General features: G+C 50.1%; 20 protein-coding genes. 7 read left to right on the top strand and 13 right to left on the bottom strand.

Annotated features, from left to right (window positions below; all coding sequences use genetic code 11):
• Positions 1-288 precede the first annotated feature (288 nt).
• The 4 genes from Q9O24_02230 to Q9O24_02215 form a co-directional block, all read right to left on the bottom strand.
• A complete protein-coding gene (locus tag Q9O24_02230; protein MDQ7073978.1) occupies positions 289-498 on the bottom strand; it encodes a hypothetical protein in 210 nt (69 codons plus the stop codon).
• Complete coding sequence (locus tag Q9O24_02225; GenBank protein ID MDQ7073977.1) at positions 498-1,643, bottom strand: AAA family ATPase; 1,146 nt, start codon at positions 1,641-1,643, stop codon at positions 498-500. Before Q9O24_02225 ends, Q9O24_02230 begins: the two co-directional genes overlap by 1 nt.
• A gap of 68 nt (positions 1,644-1,711) precedes the next feature.
• Entirely contained in the window at positions 1,712-1,891 is a 180-nt protein-coding gene (locus Q9O24_02220; GenBank protein ID MDQ7073976.1) for a hypothetical protein, read from the bottom strand.
• 124 nt (positions 1,892-2,015) lie between these two features.
• Complete coding sequence (locus tag Q9O24_02215) at positions 2,016-3,428, bottom strand: dihydrolipoyl dehydrogenase (GenBank protein MDQ7073975.1); 1,413 nt, start codon at positions 3,426-3,428, stop codon at positions 2,016-2,018.
• Between the two features lie 131 nt (positions 3,429-3,559).
• Here Q9O24_02215 and Q9O24_02210 point away from each other — a divergent pair, with 131 nt between their 5' ends.
• Together Q9O24_02210 and Q9O24_02205 are read left to right on the top strand one after the other, a co-directional pair.
• Entirely contained in the window at positions 3,560-4,282 is a 723-nt protein-coding gene (locus tag Q9O24_02210; GenBank protein ID MDQ7073974.1) for an MBL fold metallo-hydrolase, read from the top strand.
• Positions 4,279-4,902, top strand: coding sequence for a flavin prenyltransferase UbiX (locus Q9O24_02205; protein MDQ7073973.1), 624 nt, complete (start codon positions 4,279-4,281; stop codon positions 4,900-4,902). The genes Q9O24_02210 and Q9O24_02205 overlap by 4 nt, the downstream gene beginning before the upstream one ends.
• 240 nt (positions 4,903-5,142) lie before the next feature.
• On the opposite strand, the gene Q9O24_02200 is transcribed toward Q9O24_02205, so the two are convergent.
• The gene (locus Q9O24_02200) at positions 5,143-6,048 is read right to left on the bottom strand and encodes a helix-turn-helix transcriptional regulator (GenBank protein ID MDQ7073972.1); all 906 of its coding nucleotides are present in this window, start codon (positions 6,046-6,048) and stop codon (positions 5,143-5,145) included.
• Between the two features lie 98 nt (positions 6,049-6,146).
• Here Q9O24_02200 and Q9O24_02195 point away from each other — a divergent pair, with 98 nt between their 5' ends.
• The gene (locus Q9O24_02195) at positions 6,147-7,292 is read left to right on the top strand and encodes a DNA cytosine methyltransferase (GenBank protein ID MDQ7073971.1); all 1,146 of its coding nucleotides are present in this window, start codon (positions 6,147-6,149) and stop codon (positions 7,290-7,292) included.
• A gap of 661 nt (positions 7,293-7,953) precedes the next feature.
• Here the strand turns inward: Q9O24_02195 and Q9O24_02190 are convergent.
• The 6 genes from Q9O24_02190 to zapE form a co-directional block, all read right to left on the bottom strand.
• Positions 7,954-8,433: an ATP-binding cassette domain-containing protein gene (locus Q9O24_02190; protein ID MDQ7073970.1), complete on the bottom strand. Its 480-nt coding sequence runs from the start codon at positions 8,431-8,433 to the stop codon at positions 7,954-7,956.
• Positions 8,346-9,689 carry an ABC transporter transmembrane domain-containing protein gene (locus tag Q9O24_02185; protein ID MDQ7073969.1) on the bottom strand — a complete coding sequence of 448 codons (1,344 nt, stop codon included), beginning with the start codon at positions 9,687-9,689 and terminating at the stop codon, positions 8,346-8,348. Before Q9O24_02185 ends, Q9O24_02190 begins: the two co-directional genes overlap by 88 nt.
• Entirely contained in the window at positions 9,680-11,428 is a 1,749-nt protein-coding gene (cydD, locus tag Q9O24_02180) for a thiol reductant ABC exporter subunit CydD (GenBank protein ID MDQ7073968.1), read from the bottom strand. Before cydD ends, Q9O24_02185 begins: the two co-directional genes overlap by 10 nt.
• Positions 11,429-11,436: 8 nt before the next feature.
• On the bottom strand, positions 11,437-12,111 hold the full coding sequence (locus Q9O24_02175; protein MDQ7073967.1) for an RES family NAD+ phosphorylase: 675 nt from the start codon (positions 12,109-12,111) through the stop codon (positions 11,437-11,439).
• A gap of 71 nt (positions 12,112-12,182) precedes the next feature.
• Entirely contained in the window at positions 12,183-12,548 is a 366-nt protein-coding gene (locus Q9O24_02170) for an MbcA/ParS/Xre antitoxin family protein (GenBank protein ID MDQ7073966.1), read from the bottom strand.
• Positions 12,549-12,627: 79 nt separating this feature from the next.
• Complete coding sequence (zapE, locus tag Q9O24_02165) at positions 12,628-13,716, bottom strand: cell division protein ZapE (GenBank protein MDQ7073965.1); 1,089 nt, start codon at positions 13,714-13,716, stop codon at positions 12,628-12,630.
• A gap of 135 nt (positions 13,717-13,851) precedes the next feature.
• On the opposite strand from zapE, the gene Q9O24_02160 reads away from it, so the two are divergent.
• Entirely contained in the window at positions 13,852-15,186 is a 1,335-nt protein-coding gene (locus Q9O24_02160) for a sodium:alanine symporter family protein (protein ID MDQ7073964.1), read from the top strand.
• A gap of 64 nt (positions 15,187-15,250) precedes the next feature.
• On the opposite strand, the gene Q9O24_02155 is transcribed toward Q9O24_02160, so the two are convergent.
• A complete protein-coding gene (locus Q9O24_02155) occupies positions 15,251-15,910 on the bottom strand; it encodes a prepilin-type N-terminal cleavage/methylation domain-containing protein (protein ID MDQ7073963.1) in 660 nt (219 codons plus the stop codon).
• A gap of 183 nt (positions 15,911-16,093) precedes the next feature.
• On the opposite strand from Q9O24_02155, the gene Q9O24_02150 reads away from it, so the two are divergent.
• The 3 genes from Q9O24_02150 to Q9O24_02140 all read left to right on the top strand — a co-directional run bounded on the left by Q9O24_02150 (position 16,094) and on the right by Q9O24_02140 (position 17,384).
• A complete protein-coding gene (locus Q9O24_02150; protein MDQ7073962.1) occupies positions 16,094-16,222 on the top strand; it encodes a hypothetical protein in 129 nt (42 codons plus the stop codon).
• A gap of 117 nt (positions 16,223-16,339) precedes the next feature.
• Positions 16,340-16,930 (top strand): c-type cytochrome, encoded by a 591-nt coding sequence (locus tag Q9O24_02145; GenBank protein ID MDQ7073961.1) that lies wholly within the window; start codon positions 16,340-16,342, stop codon positions 16,928-16,930.
• A gap of 31 nt (positions 16,931-16,961) precedes the next feature.
• On the top strand, positions 16,962-17,384 hold the full coding sequence (locus tag Q9O24_02140) for a hypothetical protein (protein MDQ7073960.1): 423 nt from the start codon (positions 16,962-16,964) through the stop codon (positions 17,382-17,384).
• On the opposite strand, the gene Q9O24_02135 is transcribed toward Q9O24_02140, so the two are convergent.
• Positions 17,385-18,896, bottom strand: coding sequence for a YifB family Mg chelatase-like AAA ATPase (locus Q9O24_02135; GenBank protein ID MDQ7073959.1), 1,512 nt, complete (start codon positions 18,894-18,896; stop codon positions 17,385-17,387).
• Positions 18,897-18,979: the final 83 nt, after the last annotated feature.

Raw genomic sequence — 18,979 nt, 5'->3', positions numbered from 1 at the left:
GATCAAAGTATTTTTTTCGCAACACCAACCCCTACACTGTAACCCGTAATATAGGCATCAATATCCTGTTTTGTCACCCCCTCCTTTTCATTCATAATAGTCCCAAAGTGCGCCTTTAACCACGATTCAAAACAACGAACGCTAGGAACCAACTCACACCTAGAATCTGTCTTTTTTAACTCTTGTTCAAACAGGCTAAATTGTCGAGTAATCCTCTCCACATCCATATCACCTTGAATGAAAATTTTCTCAGACTTTTCAATATTTCTAGTAATGCTTTTTTTTCTCTTAAACTGTAAATCTTTTTTTCAAAGCCGCAATACCAGAGTAAAAATCAGCACCACCTTGATACTCTTCACAATGCAAGTTTACGTTCCACTTCTCTCTCAAAAGCCCATGCAAAGCCTGCATGTATGCTTTTTCATACGCACCTGAAACATAAATCAAAAAATCTCTATAAAGAGGGATAGACGACTGCCTCCGCCTTCTTTTTACCATCAATCTGCCACCTCGGAATCCATATGCTGACGCAGTGTGAGGGAAATTTTATCCAGTTCTTCACTTAGATAGGGGCTTGCTCCCAAGCGCCCTTTTTTATATTTATTGTACGCATCACGCACACCACCGATTCCTGAAAAATCAGCCGCACTCTTAATATCAGTCGCTCCACGGAGACTTTTTTCAGCCAGAAAAATAGCCCGCTTGCTACCCAAACATTTCATCAGTTCAACTTGATGGCTTGTGAAAATAAACTGTGGGTAGCGTTTTTTCTTACTCAAACCTTTTTTCTGAATCAGTCGAATCAAAAGTTCAACAATATCAGGATGAATGGCACTCTCTATCTCATCTATCAACAATAAACTTTGGTCACGTAAGCTGGTTAAAACATAAAACAGCAATACGTAAAGCCCTTGGGTTCCATGAGACTCATGCTCAATGGGGAGAGTCCTATCTAAATCGTGATGATGAAATTCCACATGCACCTGACCCGACAAAAAATCATTTCTTTTTTCCGTCACTTTATCAATATGCAAGTCAAAATTACCCAGCATGTTTTCCAACTGCTGCTTTAACTCTGGGTCTTTCATCAACGCTTTGGCAACATCCACAACATGCTCTTCAATCCGTTTTGAGATGGCTTGAATACTTTGCACATACTCTAAAAAACAATCAATGCGTTTTTTATTTTCGCCATCAACGCGCGCACGCAACAAATAACTGGAGAGGCGCAGATTACCCACATCATCGCCATTGTATGAAAATAACGTTTGCGATGTTCTTGCTCTAAAGGGGGTGAAATCTAAGGATTCGGCAACAGATTCCAATATATCGTCATCAACTTTCAATATATTACTGTATTGATAGGTATTCCCATCCAAAACAACATCACAGCTCAACTCAATCTGTTTGCTGGCGTTATCACAATGTGCAAACAGAAGATTAGCCGGTGTACATCCCCCTTGATAACCACTGAAAATATCTCGAAAAAACTCCACTGCTCGAATCAAGGTTGTCTTACCTGAGGCGTTGTTGCCAAAAATTACAGATACGTTGCTCGGTGGAGCACTGCTGTTTTCATCACACCAATTGACGAAAACATCTTCAAGAGAACGAAAATTTTTAATTTCAAAATACGTTATCATTTTTTTACCCTACACATGCAATGGAAAAACCACTTACTCTCGTCAAATAGAGACGGAAATCCATTTGGTCAACAAGGCTCTTTCGTCAATTCAGCGTAGCGTTCAAAGAGAAAAGAGAGCCGATCCATTTCATTTTTAAACTCTTCTTTAGACTCATCTTTCCAACGCTTAACAAACTCAGTTAATTTTTTTTGGATTGCATTACGATGAGAGGTTGCTTTACGAATGTTTTTGTTCTTAGTTGCCATGCTGAATAAACCCTGAAACCACAAAAAGGAAGATCATCAAAAAAAGTTCAGTAATACCAAAAAACCATCACCCTAAAAAATATTTTTCAGAGTGATGAGCACGCATCCACCTATGCTTTCAACCTTACAACAACGCCAAACCGGCAATCAACTCCGCATCAACAGGCGCATCCACCTTACTGCGTAGATCGTTCAACGCCGCTTGCAGCGCCTCTTCCAGCACGGGGTGATAAAAAGGCATCCGCAAAACATCAAACACCGTCTGCTCCTGCTGCATCGACCACGCCAGCAGATGCCCCAGATGTTCCGCATGAGCCGTCACTAATTCAGCACCCAGCAATGTGCCACTGCTTTTTTCAGCGTAAACCCGAATTACCCCTTTGTTCTTGCCCATGATCAAAGCCCGACCCACCGGCCCCATGCGCATCTCACCCACCACCACATCGTCACGCCCTTCCAGCTCCGACCACGGCGCACCCACCAAAGTGATGTTGGGATCACAGAAGGTGATGGCCAAGGTCTGTTTGCGTTTAAAAGCCTGAATCTCATCATGAGAAGCGTTGTAACCGGCGATTTTGCCCTCATCACCCGCCTCATGCAAAATGGGGCGCTCATCGGTCATATCACCCGCCATAAAAATCGGTAAATCGCCAATTTGCATGGTATTAGAATCAAACTCAGGCACACCAGCCGCATTCAACGCCACACCCAGATTTTCCAACTTCAAACCGGCCAAATTAGGCCGACGACCGACGCTCACCAGCACCTTATCCACCTGAACTGATTTGTCACCGGCAGTCACCAACAACTTGCCATTATCGCCTTCAGTGATTTGGGCAGGTTCACCCAACCAGAGGGGGAACTCTTTGTTCAGAGTCTCAAAGGCAACCTTTTGCGCCACCGGATCACTCAAACCACCCAGACCGTGCAACTGATCAATGCCGGTGACCTTCACCCCAAAACGGCTCAAGGCCTGCCCCAGCTCCAACCCGATCACCCCCAGACCAATGACCGCCATCGACTCTGGAAAGCTCTCCTGCTCAAAGATCTCATCGGTGGTCATGACACGATCACCAAATTCACGCCACGGCGCAGGCACAATGGGAGTCGAACCGGTGGCAATCACCACTTTATTTGCCTCGATCTCCTCATCACCCACTTTCAAACGGGTCGGCGAAATGAACTCAGCAAACCCTTCCAACAAGACCTGTTCCGGCATATTATCCGTGCTGCTGCCCCTAACCCGATCAACAAAAATGTCGCGCAGATCACGCACATGCTCCATCGCCTCGTCCATATCCAACTCCAGATGCTCAGCACCAACGATGCCGTGACGATCAAACAACTTGCGACGATGAAAATCCTCAGCCACCTGAATAAAGGCCTTCGAGGGCATACACCCAACCCGCGCACAGGTGGTTCCCCAGTGGCCGCCGTTGATCAACAGAAACGATTTACCCGACCGACTCACCTGCCCCAAGGCATTCAAACCAGCCGAACCGGAACCAATAATCGCCACATCCACTTTTCTTGTCATAATCACTTCACCCCGAGAATTAACACTAAAATGTAATCTGCGCCGATCATCCGATTCCACTTCATCAAAGTCAACCCATGCCCAACTCAATAGGCTATCATCGCCTCATTCAGCACCTCTGGGAGAGCAGCATGTCCGATCAAGCACCCTATCAAATTCACGCCCTAGAACTGGGACCGATGGAGAATTTCGTCTACCTGATTCATGACCACGCCAGCGGGCGCGCAGCGGTAGTGGATCCTGCCTGGGACATCCCCGCAGTACTGCAACTGGCCGAGCAGTTGGAGGTGACCATCAGCGATATTTTGCTCACCCACAGCCACCACGACCACATCAATGGCATTGATGAACTGTTGGAGCACGCCGATGCCAAGGTGCATCTGATGAAAGCCGAAGCGGACTTTTGGGGGCAGCAACTCAGCAAACCGCAGCTGCACCACGGCGGCGACCGCATCCCGCTCGGCGACTCCGAAATCCAACTGCTGCACACCCCTGGCCACACCCCTGGTTCGGCCTGTTACCAGCTCGGTGACAACCTGCTCACTGGCGACACCCTGTTTGTCTTTGGTTGTGGCCGCTGCGACCTGCACGGCGGTGATCCCGAACAGATGTTTCACACTCTGAAACAGATCAAAGAGGAGCTGCCCGCCGAGACCCTCATTCATCCGGGTCACAACTACGCGGTGCAAACCACCTCCACCCTGCAAGAAGAGATCGACGGCAACCCCTTTCTGCACTTTGAAAAAACCGAACAGTTCATCGACTACCGCATGTGTCAGCACGACAATCTGCGCGACTCCCCTTACGCACCGTTAGACAAACATCAACTGCGCGTCGCGGGGCTGCTGCGATGAAACCGCACCGCATCGCCTTGGCCATGACCGGAGCTTCCGGCATTCAATACGGCCTGCGTCTGATGCAGTGCTTGATCGAAGCGGACAAACAGATCTACCTGCTGCTGTCACAACCGGCACAGGTGGTGATGGCGATGGAGACAGAGCTGAAAGCCCCCGCTGACCGCCGCGAGGCACAGGCCTATTTCAGCCAGCTCTACAACGCCAAAGAAGGGCAACTGACGCTCTTTGGCCCTCAGCAATGGACCGCTCCACTGGCCAGTGGCTCCGGCACCGCCGATGCGATGGTGGTCTGCCCCTGCACCACCGGCACCTTAGCCGCCATCGCCAGCGGCCAGAGCAACAACCTGATCGAACGCGCCGCCGATGTGATGATGAAAGAGAAACGCCAATTAATTGTGATGCCCCGAGAAATGCCGCTGTCGGAAATTCATCTGGAGAACATGCTCAAATTGGCGCGCATGGGCGTGACCATCATGCCACCCAATCCGGGGTTTTATTTTCAGCCACAGAGTGTGGCGGAGATCATCGACTTTATTGTCGCCAAGGTGCTGGATCATTTACAGGTTGAACAGCAACTGCTGCCCCGTTGGGGTTTGGATGAAAACGAGGCAAAGTAACTTAAAATCCATTTATCAGGCAACATAGCCCCACTGTTTAAACTGCCTTACCAATAAGCCACTCCCATTAAAAGAGTAATTTTTCTCTCTTAAGATGCTCAAACTTTACAGTAAGGTCATTAAGTATCATTATTTATTTCTACAGCTAACGCCTTGCTCAGCGGAAGTTTAAAGTGGCACGTTTTTGCGAATGCAAAATAAGTGACGCTTTAAACTGTCCGCTGGAGCTAATTGTTAGCACTAGTTGAAGCCTACATAACCGCCGTTTACCTTTGGTGCATATGGGAGATGCTCAGGCACGTAATAAACTAAATGCATTTGATTGAATATGTCCGTTTTTATGACAGCAGTTTTCCCTGAATCACCAGCTGTATTGCTACATGAAAAATATTCTTCTTTAATCTTCCCTACTTTTACCTCCCAAATCCATACAGTATCACCTCGGTGATCTTTACCTCTCTTGTAGTTACCCAATTTATCGCAGAGCACATATCGAAAAGTTATGTATGTTCCTGGTTTGGGAAGGTGTCCTTTGGGTTTATTTGTTTCCAAAGCCATTTTTAATTCCAAATTTACAGCAGGCTTAGATTGAGGCAAAAGGTCTGGATATGTATGTGGTTTATTTCTTTTATAGAGTCCATCTGAACAGTCAGCAATACCACCGCCAACCATATTTCCTACCATTGAGGATAAATTAGCCAGCTCAACTAAATGAGCCATTGGCAAAGAATTCTTTGCAACTAACTGCTCATCAATTGTATCTAATGTTTGATAACAGGAATTAATAGCACCAAGCAAAGCGCTTCCATTAATACCGATAGTTTCAATTAGCTTGTCTTCATTTCTAATATTTGAAATTAATGGCTTTCTTTTTTTATGAAAATTAACAATATCATCAAGATTGGTTTGACCTTTTTCGATCAATTCAGCTTCTTGTAGCATCTCACTTAGGGGTATTTGCAAAGCATTTGCTATTTGTGTTGAAACTTGAAGTGTTGGCGTTCTTTCTTGTCTTTCGAGTAAACCAATAGTCGTGCGGTGTACACCAGCTAAATCAGATAATTGCTCTATGGTTAGACCCTTTTGTTCTCGTAACCGTTTTACTAACTCAATAAATGCAGAAGTTATGCCTGTTTCCTTTGCCATGCGAAGTCTCTTCATTAAATTTAGATATTCTATGGGGCTTGACAGAGAACATCTACGAGACTATAGTCTCCACCGGAGTGTCAATTAAGGTGAGAGCAATGAAGGTTTTTGACTTATTTTGTGGAACAGGTGGCTTTTCAAAAGGGTTAGAGAACTCTCATAAAGCAGATTTTGATGTTGCATTTGGAATTGACCTACTAGAAACATCGGTAGAAACATTTAAACTTAATCATAAAAATGCAGTTGGATTAAGCAAAGATATTCGTTCAGTGCGTCGAAGTGAAGTAGAACAACTTACAGGCATTAAAAAAGGCAGCCTTGATGTTTTAGTTGGTGGTCCTCCATGCCAAGGATTTTCTTCAATAAGGCCGTTTAGATCATCTAATGACGATGACCCGCGAAATACTCTATTCGAAGAATACGCTTCCTTTGTAAATTATTTTCGTCCAAAAGTTTTTATCCTTGAGAATGTAGTTGGTCTTGCCACTCATAAAAATGGGCTAACACTAGAAATTATGCAGGAATGTTTCAAAGCTATAGGGTATGAAACCGATTGGAAATTACTTAATGCCGCACATTTTGGTGTACCTCAAAAACGTGAGCGCTTCGTGATGGTAGGAGTTGAACAAGGTGGTAAAATTGCTTTTCCAAGCCCCACGCATTCATATCATGGTGCAACAATTGGCTATAAAGATCGCTCAAAGGTGTTAGAACCTATAGAAGATGATCTTTTTGTAAATAACAATTTAATCCCTTCAATTTCTACTATGGAAGCAATTGGTGATTTACCTTTTATTGGTTCAGGAGAAACAACAGATCAATATACTTTAGCCCCAATAACTCAATACCAGAAAGATAGAAGAAAGGATACAAAACATCTAAAGTTGCATATAGCAACTAACCACTCAGAAAAAATGATGAATATTATCAAGCATTCTGGGAAAAACATTAACTCAATTCCAAAGCATTTAATTACTAGCGGTTTTAGTAGTTGTTATAGTCGGTTAGATGCAGATGAACCAGCTGTAACCATTACTGTAAATTTTGTTCACCCTGCGTCAAATAGATGTATTCATCCAAAATTAAATAGAGCGCTAACTCCACGAGAAGGTGCGCGTCTTCAGTCTTTTGATGATGACTTTGAATTCTTTGGCAGTAGAACTCAAGTTACTAAACAAATAGGAAATGCTGTACCGCCTTTACTGGGAAAAGCAATTGCTGATGTAATAGCTGAAATTATTTGAGTAATTTTGTTTTGAGGTGCTAACAAGTGATTATGCAGACCTGTATATCTTACTGTCTTTACTTCCTTTGACAAACTGAATTCCCTTTACTCAATATATTCTAACTGCATATCACCCCAAAAATTCAAGCTATACAGATATGGATATCACCCTATGATCACAATCAGCGACAACCTTACCCGCCACTACGATAGGCTACTGAATTAACATCCCATTGTTCAAAACCAACAGCCTTATTACAGAAAGTGGCTTCGCTTTTACTTAGACTTTTGCCACAAATACGCATTCGACCCAAACAATCGTGACAGCTTCGCCCCATTCAACAAGAAGTTGCAGAAAAGGGGGCAGTCCGAACAGTTACGTCGACAAGCCCATCATGCCATCGCCCTCTACTTTAAAACAATTTCAAAACCTAAGATCCAAGCAGCGCAAACTGTCAATACACCGCTCAAACGAATCAATCAAGCTACTGAGGCAGAAAAAAACCGCAATGGGAAATCAGCTACCCTCATTCAATCTTTACCAAAAGACACACGATAATAAACCTCCTTTTCCTTACCATCAAGAGGTTACTTCCTCTCATCTGCAACAAATTCAGAATAAAGAGATTAAAGATCTCCACACAGATCTCACCGGACAACCACCCTGACACAGGGGGCATCTACCCAACCCCATCCAAAAGCCCAGCATAACGCCCACCCTTTTCAAGCAGCACCTGATGCGAACCCGACTCCAACACCCGCCCTTTTTCCAACACACAAATCCGATCAAAGGAGTCCAACGCCAGCAGCCGATGAGTGATTAAAATCACCCCACGCTCTTTAAACAACGGCAACAGATCACGCCACAAACGCCGCTCTGTCTCACTGTCCAAACCCTCGGTGGGTTCATCCAAGATCAAAAAGGGCGCGGGTTTCAGCAGTGCTCTGGCAATCACCAAACGCCGCGCTTCGCCACCCGACAACCGTACCGCCGCCTCACCCAACAGCGCATCGTAGCCCCCTGGCAACGCCTGAATCACCTCATCAATCTGCGCCTGTTGGCAGACCTCAATCAACTGCGCCTCACTCGCCTCAGGATTGGCCAGCAGCAGGTTTTGGCGCACGCTGGCATTAAACAGATGCGAGCGTTGCGAGACCACAGAAAAACAACCCCGCACTGCTCCGCAGGCAACTGACGCAGCTCCTCTCCGTCCAGCGTCACCGAGCCGCCTTGATACTCCCAAAAACGCAGCAAGACATTGATCAGACTGCTCTTACCCGCGCCACTCTCCCCCAGCAACACCACGGACTCCCCACGCTGCAAAGAGAAACTCAAATCCTCCAGTGCCGGTTTGGCCTCAGGCGCATAAACCATGCTCAAATTCTTTATTTCCAAACGAGGCGCAGCCGATAAACGCCCCTCTCTGGCCTCGCCCTCCTGCACCTGCGGCTGCGCATCAACAATTTCGAATAAGCGCTTGGCCGCCGCCAAGCTTTGCCCTAACGCTTGCACCGCCAACGGCAGCGGCATCACCGCCTCAAAACTGGCCAACAACAATAACAACAACATGGGCAACTCTGCCGCACCGATCTCACCGCTCTGCTGCAACGGAATCAAAAACCACAAGCTCAACCACACCGCCAAATTGGCCGCCAGCAGCAACGCCGTCTGCGACCACGCCGTTAGGCTCGCCTGCTTGAGTTGCAGCCAATTGAGCTGCACACTGCTCTGCTTGATCGCCTCACGCTGTGCGGCACTGCGATTAAAGAGCTGCAACTCCGCCAGACCTTGCAGACTCTCCAATAACAAACGCCGCAACTGTGCCGCCTGCTCCAACTTGGATTCCGCCAGAGGCCGAGCCTGCCAATAGAGCCACCACGGCAACAACAATCCCACCGACAACCACAACAGCAACGCCAACCACGCCAGCGTCGATTGATACGACGACAAAATCACAAACACCAGCAACAACGCCAGCAACGCCACAAAAAAGGGGGTTAAAAAACGCAGATAAAAATGATCCAGCGTGTCGATGTCAGACCGAATCCGACTGAAAAGATCGCCGCTGTGATACTGCTGCAAGCGTGCTGGAGCCAAAGGCTCCAAGCGCCGATAAAACCAACCGCGCAGCTCCGAAAGCAGCGCCAAAGTCGCGTTGTGACTGATCAAACGTTCCGCATAGCGCCCCACGGTACGCACCAGCGCCAGCGCCCGAATAATCGCTGCCGGAGTAAAATAATTGATCGCCGCGCCGCTCAAACCGGCCAGTGCCATCGAGGCGATAAACCAACCCGACACCGCCAACAGACCGATGTTGGCCAGCACGGTAATTAAACTCAACAGCGCCCCCAGCAGCATCGTCGCCCAATACGGGCGCATCAATTTCAACACGCGCACCGAAACCCTTAAGGACATGAGATCCCCCGATAACCTTGATAGAGGCGTTGATAGAGCGGCGATGAAGCCAACAACTGTTCGTGGCTGCCCTGCGCCACCACGCGCCCCTGATCCAGCACCACAATGCGATCCGCCACCCGCAAGGTGCTCAAACGATGAGCAATAAAAATCAGACTGCTCTCTTTGGGCAACGTGGCCATCGCCTCAATCACCAAGGACTCGCTGTAGAGATCCAAATTGGCACTGGCCTCATCCAACAACAGCAAGTGCGCCCGCTTTAAAAATGCCCGCGCCAAGGCAATGCGCTGAATCTGCCCACCGGACAATCCCACCCCTGCCTCGCCAATCTGAGTTGCGTAACCCTGCGGCAGTTGACAGATAAACTCATGTGCGCCCGCCTGTTCTGCGGCCACAATCATCTCTGCCTCGCTGGCCTGCGCCATACCCAAAACAATGTTCTCCGCCAAACTGCCCTGAAACAGCGTTGGCGCTTGCGGTACCCACGCGATGCGCTCATGCCACACTTGCAGAGCCAGCCGTGATGATGGAATCCCGTTCAACAGCAGTTCACCACTGCTCGGTTGAGCAAAACCCAGCAACAAATTCATCAAACTGCTTTTGCCAGCCCCGCTCGGCCCCACAATCGCCAGCCGTTCGCCTGCCGCCACGGTCAAGGTAATGTCATGCAAGACCAATTCACCTGCAGGATAAGCAAAAGAAAGCTTTTTTAGCTCGATCTTCGGCGTACCCGCAGGCAGCGGCAAAGGATCATGGATTGGAGTGGGCAGCGGTTCATTGAGCAACTCCACCATCTTTTCCGCCGCACCGATACCCTCCATGCGCGCATGGTAATGCGTCCCCATCTGCCGCAGGGGCAGGTAAAATTCCGGTGCCAGCAGCAAAATAAAGAAGCCAATCTGAAAATCCATCTCGCCCCAAAGCAGACGAAAACCGATCAAGACCGCCACAATGGCCACACTGACGGTGGCAAAAAATTCCAATACCAAAGAGGAGAGAAAAGCCACCCGCAACACCTTCATGCTGCTGCGTCGATACTCTTCCGAGATCTGCGCCACCGCCTGCGCCTCACGACGGCTGGCGTTGAACAGTTTTAAGGTGCTTAACCCTTGAATCATATCAAGAAAATGCGCACTCAAACGCGCCAGTTTTTGCCACTGTTTTTGGCTCAAGGCCTCCGCGCCCTTGCCAATCAAGATCATAAAAACAGGGATGGCAGGCGCGGTGAGCAAAAAAACCAACCCCGACCACCAATCCAGCGGAAAGACCACCGCTAAAATAACCAGCGGCAGCAAGGCCACCGAAGAGATGGCAGGCAAATATTGACTGTAATAGGCTTGCAGAGCCTCCACACCGTCACTAAGACTGTTAACCAACTCACCACTGCGCTGCCCTTGCAAATAGAGCGGGCCCAACTGCTGTACTTTGTCGTAGAGCAGAAGACGAATTTTTTGCTTGACCAGTACTGCCGCCTGCTGAGCGTAAAACTCCAGCCACCACGCCAACAACGCCCGCAACAAAAACAGCCCTAAGAGGGTAAACAGCGGCGCATAAACATGCTGCAAAGAAGCTGAATGAATCACCACCTTATTGACAATCAGCGCCAAACAGTAGGCTTGTACAATCAGCAACAGACCATTAAATAAACCCAAAGCCAGCAGCAGATTCAGAGGCCGTTTAGCCGTACGTTTATGGGATTTTAACCAGAGATCAAGGGGGACTTCATCACAACCTCGCATAGTTTAATTTATGCCGGTTGTGGTAACTGACCCGCCACCAAAAACGACTCCGCAGCAAAACGCAGCAGCTTACCTTCACCGCTGAACAACACCTGTTCGGCGGAGGTTTCACAAATCCAGCGTTGCTGTTCCAAGGGTTTTTTGCAGCTCAAAGCCTGAGGGCTAAACAGCGCCACATTCAAACTGCCATCAGGGCAGCGCGCCGAACGGTACTCAAACGCCTCCACCTGCTCTTCGCGCAGCAACGATCCTAACGCTTGTGTGGCACGATAATCCTTACGATCCATCAATAACGGCTGATATTGCTGAAACGGCGGCAACTGCAAACTGACGGCGCGCTCCACGCGGTAACTGATGCGAAACAGCAGGTGCTGGGTGGTTAAAACACCTGAAAGAGGCGGACTTTGCATCCCTGCGCAGAACAACAAACGGTAAAAGGCCATCTCTGCCAACGCAGTAGGAAAACGTTTTGAACCGTAAAATAGGCTTGGTTCGATCTGCTGACCAAAACGGGAACCCCACAACAGAGGCGGATAACGAAACGGAGTGGAAAGCAGGTAATGCAGTGAACCTTGATAGGTAGGAAAAGCGGGTTTGGTCTCTTCCAGTAACTCTTCCAGCAACGATTGTTCGTCTAACGTATCAACCAACGTGTGGCTAGCAACCCGTTCTTGACTCTCCACCACGCGCCACACTTTACCGCGCAGAGCTAAAAAAAGGCGCTTGTTGCAGACAGTCTGGCCATGGCCAAGGATCAGATTTTGCCACGCATGGCATCCAGATAGTTTAAGACCCGAATCAGCCCAGGCACCTGTTTTACCTGCTGTTTGGGAATGCCGCCGGTGTGATGATTAAAGGCAGCAAACCAGTGACGCATCTCTGCCTCACTCTCGCCGACCAACACATTCAGGGCGCGATAACAACGAATCAGCAACAACGCCAACTCGCCTGGTTTGCTGCTCGGCTCCAGACCACGCTGAATCGATGAGCGGTCTCGGCCAACGACCTCACCCAACTCTTGTTGACTCAAACCCAACAATTTAGCGCTGTTCAACACCGCTTTAGAAAGCACCTGCGCTGCGTCGAGTTGCCGATCTTGTCTAACAGATATCACTGCCATCTCTCTGCTGCTCCGGTTCATTTTGTCTCATATGCACTTTATAGCATTAATTTGTGATAAAAGTCGCAAAATTAACCGATTAGGGCAGATGGGCTTTGGCCAAATACGTCAGGGTCTGCATCTCCTCCAGACGGCTCTGGGTGCGCTCAAAACGTTCTTGTAACCGCCGACCGGTGTAGAGCTGCGACGGCGACGTTTCAGCGGAAACAATCAATTTCACTCGCCGGTCGTAAAATTCATCCACCATCAAGATAAAACGCTGCGCCCGATCATCCCAACGTTCATCCATCACCGGAATGTGGCTCACCAACACCGTATGAAAATAGCGTGCAATTTCAATGTAATCGCTGGTGGCACGGGGCTGCGCGCAGAGCACTGAAAAATCAAACCAGACAATGCCATCGGCCCAACGAATCACCGGAATATGACGTTCACTGATAATGACAAAATCCCGCTTACGGCGCTCCACCGCTACCCCCTGCTGAAAACGAATCAGCAAACCCGCTTCGGCAGCATCACTCAAAGGGCTGTAATACATCTGCGCCAGATGCAGACCTTGCAGGCGATAATCCAATGAACCTTGCAGATGCACCTGTTGACAGTGACGCTGTAAAAGGGCAATTGCAGGTAAAAATCGTCCGCGCTGCAAACCCTCTTTATAAAGCCCCTCTGGAGCTAAATTAGCCGTGGTCACCAACACCACACCGCGTTTAAACAAGCCGCGCAACAGACCGTCCATAATCATCGCATCCGCGATATCCGTCACCTGAAACTCATCCAGACAAAGTACCCGTGTCCGCTTGGCAAAACTCTCCGCCACCTTATCCAATGGGTCTTTAACGTTTTTCAGCTGCCGCAGCTCCTCATGCACCCGATACATAAACCGGTGAAAATGCAGACGCAATTTGTTCTCAAAAGGCAACGTGTCGTAAAAAAGATCAAACAAAAAGGTCTTACCCCGCCCCACGCCACCCCAAAGAAACAGACCCACCACCGGCTGCGCGGGTTGTTTCCAGAAAGCAGAGATCTGCGCTAAAAATGAGCGGGGCGGTGCTTTTAACAGTGCCTCATAAAGTGCCTGCAACTGCTGTAAGGCCTGCTCTTGAGCAGGGTCAGGCAAAAAATCCGGCGACTGCGCGGCAATCTGGTAACTCTCTGAGGGGGTCATGCCTGATCCAAACAACAATAGGGAGGCTCATTATACGCAAGGCCAACGCGATCACGGCTTAAACTTCCCGAATGATCTTGCATCCCCGCCCTTATCTACGGCACCCTTGCCTCACCTTATTTACGGAGCAAGCAGATGGTCTGGTTTGAAGCAACGCTGAACACCTTAAGCGGCTGGGTCTGGGGGCCGGTCATGTTGACTCTGCTGGTGGGGGTTGGCCTCTATCTCACCGCAGGCCTACGCGCCATGCCGTGGCGCAAAACTCCGCTCGCGTTTCGCCAACTGTGGCAGAGCCGTCAGAGCAAAGAAGCCGGTGACATCAGCCCTTTTCAAGCCCTGATGACCGCGCTGGCCGCCACCGTCGGTACCGGCAACATCGCCGGAGTCGCCACCGCCATTTTTCTCGGCGGCTCAGGAGCGGTTTTCTGGATGTGGATCACCGCCCTGTTTGGCATGGCAACCAAATACGCCGAAGCAGTACTGGCGGTGCATTATCGTGAAACAAACGCAGCAGGCAACCACGTTGGTGGGACGATGTACTACATCAAAAACGGCCTTGGCCCACGTTGGCAGTGGTTGGCCGTCGCCTTTGCTCTGTTTGGCATGTTGGCCGCCTTTGGCATCGGCAATACGGTGCAAGCCAACTCCGTCGCCCACGCCGCCAGCAGTTCACTCGGCGTTCCCCCTTGGCTCAGCGGCCTGATTATGATGACCCTCGCTGGCGCAGTGATTCTCGGTGGCATCAAACGCATCGGTGCGGTGGCGGCCAAACTGGTGCCACTCATGGCGCTGATCTATCTGGGTGGCTCGCTGTTTATCATCTTCTCTCATCTGGATGCCGTACCCGCAGCGCTGGCCACCATCGTCAATGATGCTTTCACCGGCAGTGCCGCTGCCGGAGGGTTTGCCGGAGCCAGTGTCTGGATGGCGATTCGTTTTGGCGTTGCCCGAGGCATCTTCTCTAATGAGGCCGGTTTGGGCAGCGCCCCCATTGCTCATGCGGCAGCATCCACCCGCAGCCCAGTGCATCAAGGCAGCATCGCCATGCTCGGTACTCTGATCGACACTCTGCTGATCTGCACCATGACCGCCTTGGTGATTATGATCAGCGGCCTCTGGAACAGCGGCGAAACCGGCGCGGCACTCTCAGCCGCCGCCTTTAACAGCACCTTGCCGGGCTGGGGTGGCTACTTGGTCAGTTTTGGTTTAATGATCTTTGCCTTTACCACCATTTTGGGCTGGAGTTATTACGGTGAACGCTGCGCCGAATACCTCTTTGGCAGCAAAGTGATCTGGCCCTATCGTCTGCTCTGGATCGTCGCCATCCCCATCGGTGCCATCAGCTCACTGGAGCTGATCTGGTTGCTGGCGGATGTGCTCAACGGTTTGATGGCACTGCCCAACTTGATTGCGTTGCTGGCACTCAGCCCGCTGGTGTTCAAACTCACCCGCGAACATTTCAAGCAATAAAAAACAGGCATAAAAAAAGCCCACATCGCTGTGGGCTAAACGATCCAGCCGCCTGTAGACCGGATCAAAAGCGTCGAAACACCGCCGCGCAATTGCCACTGTCGGTGGTGACGTTATACGCCGTACCACTCAAACACTTGCCCGCATCGGTGGCTGTCCAACCGGTATCACCACTGCCGACACGCATGTCTCCCGTGGTCGCCACACCGTCATCCATTTTGCGATCCATCTCCGCCAGCACCAGTGCTGAAATAGAATTACCGCTCCAAAGTTCATTACCGTCTGCCGCACCACCCGAGCCTTGATTATCAAAGGTGATCAACATACTGCGCCCCAAAATATTTTGCGGGCACGTCCCTGCAGCACAGTTGTAATCGCTGCCCGTGGCCGTACCGTCATAACTGCCGATCAACATATTCGCCGCTTGCAGCTGCGCCCAGACCTGACCTCGTTCGGAACTCTGATCAATCTGACCGTTGCCATCACCGTTCGTTAGTGCCGCATTAATCTGCGTACTGGCCTGACTGTAATCGCCGGGCAAGGCACGGTAACGATCCTGAAAAGCAAACCACGCCGCAGTAATGCCATTAACCTGATCGGTCATAGAACGCACCCGCGCACTGTTAATCAACTCCTGTCCTTTCAGCACTCCGCCCAAAATAAGACCGATAATCACCAAGACAATGGCGATTTCGATCAAGGTAAACCCGCGCAACAGCTTCATAAGTGACCCTACTTTATTGATACGAATATCGCTGTAACGTCCGATCAGAGGTGGATCTTTAGCGATTTTGGCTCTTTCTGGGGTTATCAGCAGCAGCGACTATTGTTACAATCTGCAAGGTTATTTCCTAAATCAATGACGAACCGTAGTTTGTTCGCCTAATTCATCTACTGAGGAAAACTCATGTCAATTCATGAAGCCCCCAAAGAAAATACGTTGATGCTCGCTCTGGTCTGGGCTCTCAGTGCATTCACCTTGTTAAGCACCGTAGGTTATTTGATCAACTCCCTGATCAACGTCGCAACCTCTTAAAAGCATAAAAACCTCTACTCTGGGCGTGCAATCAGCGCACCTGCTGCAAATTTTGCTATTCCCCTCTCGGTTGTTACAATCCGCATATTTTAAATCAACCTTCATAGAGGATTCCCCATGCACGCCCCCAAAGAAAACCCCTTAGCCCTCGCCATTGTCTGGATCATCAGCGCTTTTTTGCTGCTCAGCACCGTCGGCTATATGTTCAAAAGCCTAAACAACCACTCCAGCCGCATCATCGACAGTGGTAATGCCAGCCCCAAAATTGTCGCCGCACACATAAACCCAGATGATGCCATTGAGCAACATTTGGAACCCGTCGGTAAAGTAGTCATTGACCCAAGCAAAGCCATTAAAGCAGCGCCCGTCAGCCCACCCACTGCCGCCAGCATTCCAGCCACCCCAACCGAAACCGTAGCCGAAACCGAAACCGAAACCGAAACCGTAGCCGTAGCCGTAGCCGTCGCCAGCAACGAGGTGGTCACCGCCGTCTGTAGCAATTGCCACAGCACCACCATGGCAACCATTATCGGCGCACCAGAAATGCACAGTGACGCTTGGGCACCTCGCATGGAAAAAGGCTTCGATGCGGTACTCAACAACGCCATAAACGGCTTAAACGCCATGCCCCCTCGTGGAGGCAACGCCGATCTGACCGACGAAGAATTGGCTGAAGCGATCCGCTTTATGTCCTCACCCGCAAAATAGTCAGCAGATAAGGCATAGGACAATGGGACAGATGTTCAAATTAGCGCTGCTCATCAGCGTCATCAGTTTACTGCCCAACAGCGCTGCGGCCATTGGCCCCAGTGTGCCGTTGTACGGCAACTGGTGTGGCCCCAACCACCCGAGCAACCCACTCAATGCAGCAGCGCCGATCAATGAAATTGATGCCGCCTGCCAACAACACGATCTGGCCTACGCTCGGGGCTATCAAGCCTACGGTGATTACCAACTGGTGAACCACTTAAGTGACATTCAGCGCCGCCAGCATCAGTGGATTGCACGGCAAAATAACGGCATCAATGTGCAAATTCAGCCGGGTATTTCTCTCGGTATGATTGATCAAGCCGCTCTGGTCTTTATGCTCGAAACCATTCGCTGGCAACGCATTGGCCGAGACGGTGTCAACTGGATGAGCCTCGGCTTCTTTCGCCCCTAACTACACCTGCACCAAGCGCTCTAAAGCTCGATAAGAGAGCGCTTCGGTGACGTGTTCCATCTTTAACGTTTCACTTTCGGCCAAATCCGCAATGGTACGTGCCACCTTCAAAATACGGTGATACGCCCGCGCTGAAAGATTGAGCCGCTCCATCGCCACATCCAACAGCTTACTTGTCGCCGCATCCAACTCCGTCACCCGTAACAACTCTCGATTTTCCAGCTGAGCATTAATGGTTTTGGAACGCTGCAATTGATGCGTTCGACACCGTTGTACGCGCTCACGCACCACCGCGCTGCTCTCGGCGTTCGGATCGATCTTGGACAACATATCCCGCGCCATTCTTGGCACATCAATCTGCACATCAATCCGATCCAAAAACGGCCCCGACAAGCGCGACAAATAACGTTGACGCTGAGCAGGCGAACAGCGGCACGACACTTTAGGGTCTCCCAAGTTGCCACAGAGACACGGGTTCATTGCCGCCACCAATTGAAACCGAGCCGGATATTCGGCCTTCTGATTCGCACGAGAGATGCTCACCGAACCGCTCTCCAGCGGTTCGCGCAACACATCTAAGACCGCCCGATCAAACTCCGGCAACTCATCCAAAAAGAGAATGCCGTGGTGCGCCAAAGAGATCTCACCTGGCTTTGGGTTGGCACCACCGCCCACCAAAGCCACCCCAGAAGCGGTGTGATGCGGCGCTCGATAAGGACGCTGTTTCCACTGCTTGACATCAAATCCCTCGGAAGAAATGGAGTTGATCATCGCCACCTCCATTGCTTCTTGTTCTTGCAACGGTGGCAAAAGCCCCACCAACCGAGTGGCCAGCATGGACTTACCCGTACCAGCCGGCCCCACCAGCAGCAGGTTATGCCCACCCGCCGCACAGATCTCCAAAGCCCGTTTGGCTTTGTATTGGCCAAACACATCCAACAAATCGGCAGTGCCACCACTGACAACCGGCAACGTCTGATTGATAAAAGGTGAGAGGGCGTGCCGTCCGGTTAAATGCGCGCAGACCTCCAACAGATGGCCAGCAGAAAACACCTGACACCGCTGACTGAGTGCCGCTTCAGTGGCGTTTTGTTTAGGTACCACCAAACCTCGTTTGGCTTCCCCTGCTGCCATCGACGATGGCAAGACACCCCGAATGGCGCGCAACTCCCCCCCCAGCGCCAGCTCACCGACAAATTCCAGCTCGTGCAACGCCTGTTGTGGAATCTGCCCAGAAGCGGCCAAAATACCCAAGGCAATGGGCAGATCAAAACGCCCGCCCTCTTTGGGCAAATCCGCCGGAGCCAAATTGATCGTGATGCGCCGAGTGGGAAATTCAAAATTGGAGTTGAGCAGCGCCGCACGGACGCGATCTTTACTCTCTTTCACCGCCGCCTCCGGCAAACCTACAATCGACAACGCCGGTAGACCGGGGGAAAGATGCACCTCAACGGTCACCGCTTGGGCATAAATGCCGGTCAAGGCTCGGCTGTAACAGATCGCCAACGACATAAAACCCACTCCAAACAGAAAAAGTGCTCAACAACTAAGCAATCGCTGTTCCTCACCGCTGTTGGCATAAACTGTGATCAAGA

It is taken from the genome of Gammaproteobacteria bacterium, assembly GCA_030949385.1.
In the GTDB taxonomy this organism is placed as follows: domain Bacteria; phylum Pseudomonadota; class Gammaproteobacteria; order JAUZRS01; family JAUZRS01; genus JAUZRS01.
Note: the sequence above shows the minus strand (reverse complement) of the source record. Positions and strands in the feature narration are given on the sequence as shown.

What these genes read in the sequence shown, in the direction of transcription:
- Q9O24_02185 (MDQ7073969.1), bottom strand. Translation starts at nt 9,689, where the DNA reads ATGTCCTTAAGGGTTTCGGTGCGCGTGTTGAAATTGATGCGCCCGTAT.
- Q9O24_02135 (MDQ7073959.1), bottom strand. Translation starts at nt 18,896, where the DNA reads ATGTCGTTGGCGATCTGTTACAGCCGAGCCTTGACCGGCATTTATGCC.
- Q9O24_02230 (MDQ7073978.1), bottom strand. Translation starts at nt 498, where the DNA reads ATGGTAAAAAGAAGGCGGAGGCAGTCGTCTATCCCTCTTTATAGAGAT.
- Q9O24_02205 (MDQ7073973.1), top strand. Translation starts at nt 4,279, where the DNA reads ATGAAACCGCACCGCATCGCCTTGGCCATGACCGGAGCTTCCGGCATT.
- Q9O24_02160 (MDQ7073964.1), top strand. Translation starts at nt 13,852, where the DNA reads ATGGTCTGGTTTGAAGCAACGCTGAACACCTTAAGCGGCTGGGTCTGG.
- Q9O24_02150 (MDQ7073962.1), top strand. Translation starts at nt 16,094, where the DNA reads ATGTCAATTCATGAAGCCCCCAAAGAAAATACGTTGATGCTCGCTCTG.
- cydD (MDQ7073968.1), bottom strand. Translation starts at nt 11,428, where the DNA reads ATGCGAGGTTGTGATGAAGTCCCCCTTGATCTCTGGTTAAAATCCCAT.
- Q9O24_02210 (MDQ7073974.1), top strand. Translation starts at nt 3,560, where the DNA reads ATGTCCGATCAAGCACCCTATCAAATTCACGCCCTAGAACTGGGACCG.
- Q9O24_02220 (MDQ7073976.1), bottom strand. Translation starts at nt 1,891, where the DNA reads ATGGCAACTAAGAACAAAAACATTCGTAAAGCAACCTCTCATCGTAAT.
- Q9O24_02140 (MDQ7073960.1), top strand. Translation starts at nt 16,962, where the DNA reads ATGTTCAAATTAGCGCTGCTCATCAGCGTCATCAGTTTACTGCCCAAC.
- Q9O24_02155 (MDQ7073963.1), bottom strand. Translation starts at nt 15,910, where the DNA reads ATGAAGCTGTTGCGCGGGTTTACCTTGATCGAAATCGCCATTGTCTTG.
- Q9O24_02225 (MDQ7073977.1), bottom strand. Translation starts at nt 1,643, where the DNA reads ATGATAACGTATTTTGAAATTAAAAATTTTCGTTCTCTTGAAGATGTT.
- Q9O24_02200 (MDQ7073972.1), bottom strand. Translation starts at nt 6,048, where the DNA reads ATGGCAAAGGAAACAGGCATAACTTCTGCATTTATTGAGTTAGTAAAA.
- Q9O24_02145 (MDQ7073961.1), top strand. Translation starts at nt 16,340, where the DNA reads ATGCACGCCCCCAAAGAAAACCCCTTAGCCCTCGCCATTGTCTGGATC.
- Q9O24_02195 (MDQ7073971.1), top strand. Translation starts at nt 6,147, where the DNA reads ATGAAGGTTTTTGACTTATTTTGTGGAACAGGTGGCTTTTCAAAAGGG.
- Q9O24_02215 (MDQ7073975.1), bottom strand. Translation starts at nt 3,428, where the DNA reads ATGACAAGAAAAGTGGATGTGGCGATTATTGGTTCCGGTTCGGCTGGT.
- zapE (MDQ7073965.1), bottom strand. Translation starts at nt 13,716, where the DNA reads ATGACCCCCTCAGAGAGTTACCAGATTGCCGCGCAGTCGCCGGATTTT.
- Q9O24_02170 (MDQ7073966.1), bottom strand. Translation starts at nt 12,548, where the DNA reads ATGGCAGTGATATCTGTTAGACAAGATCGGCAACTCGACGCAGCGCAG.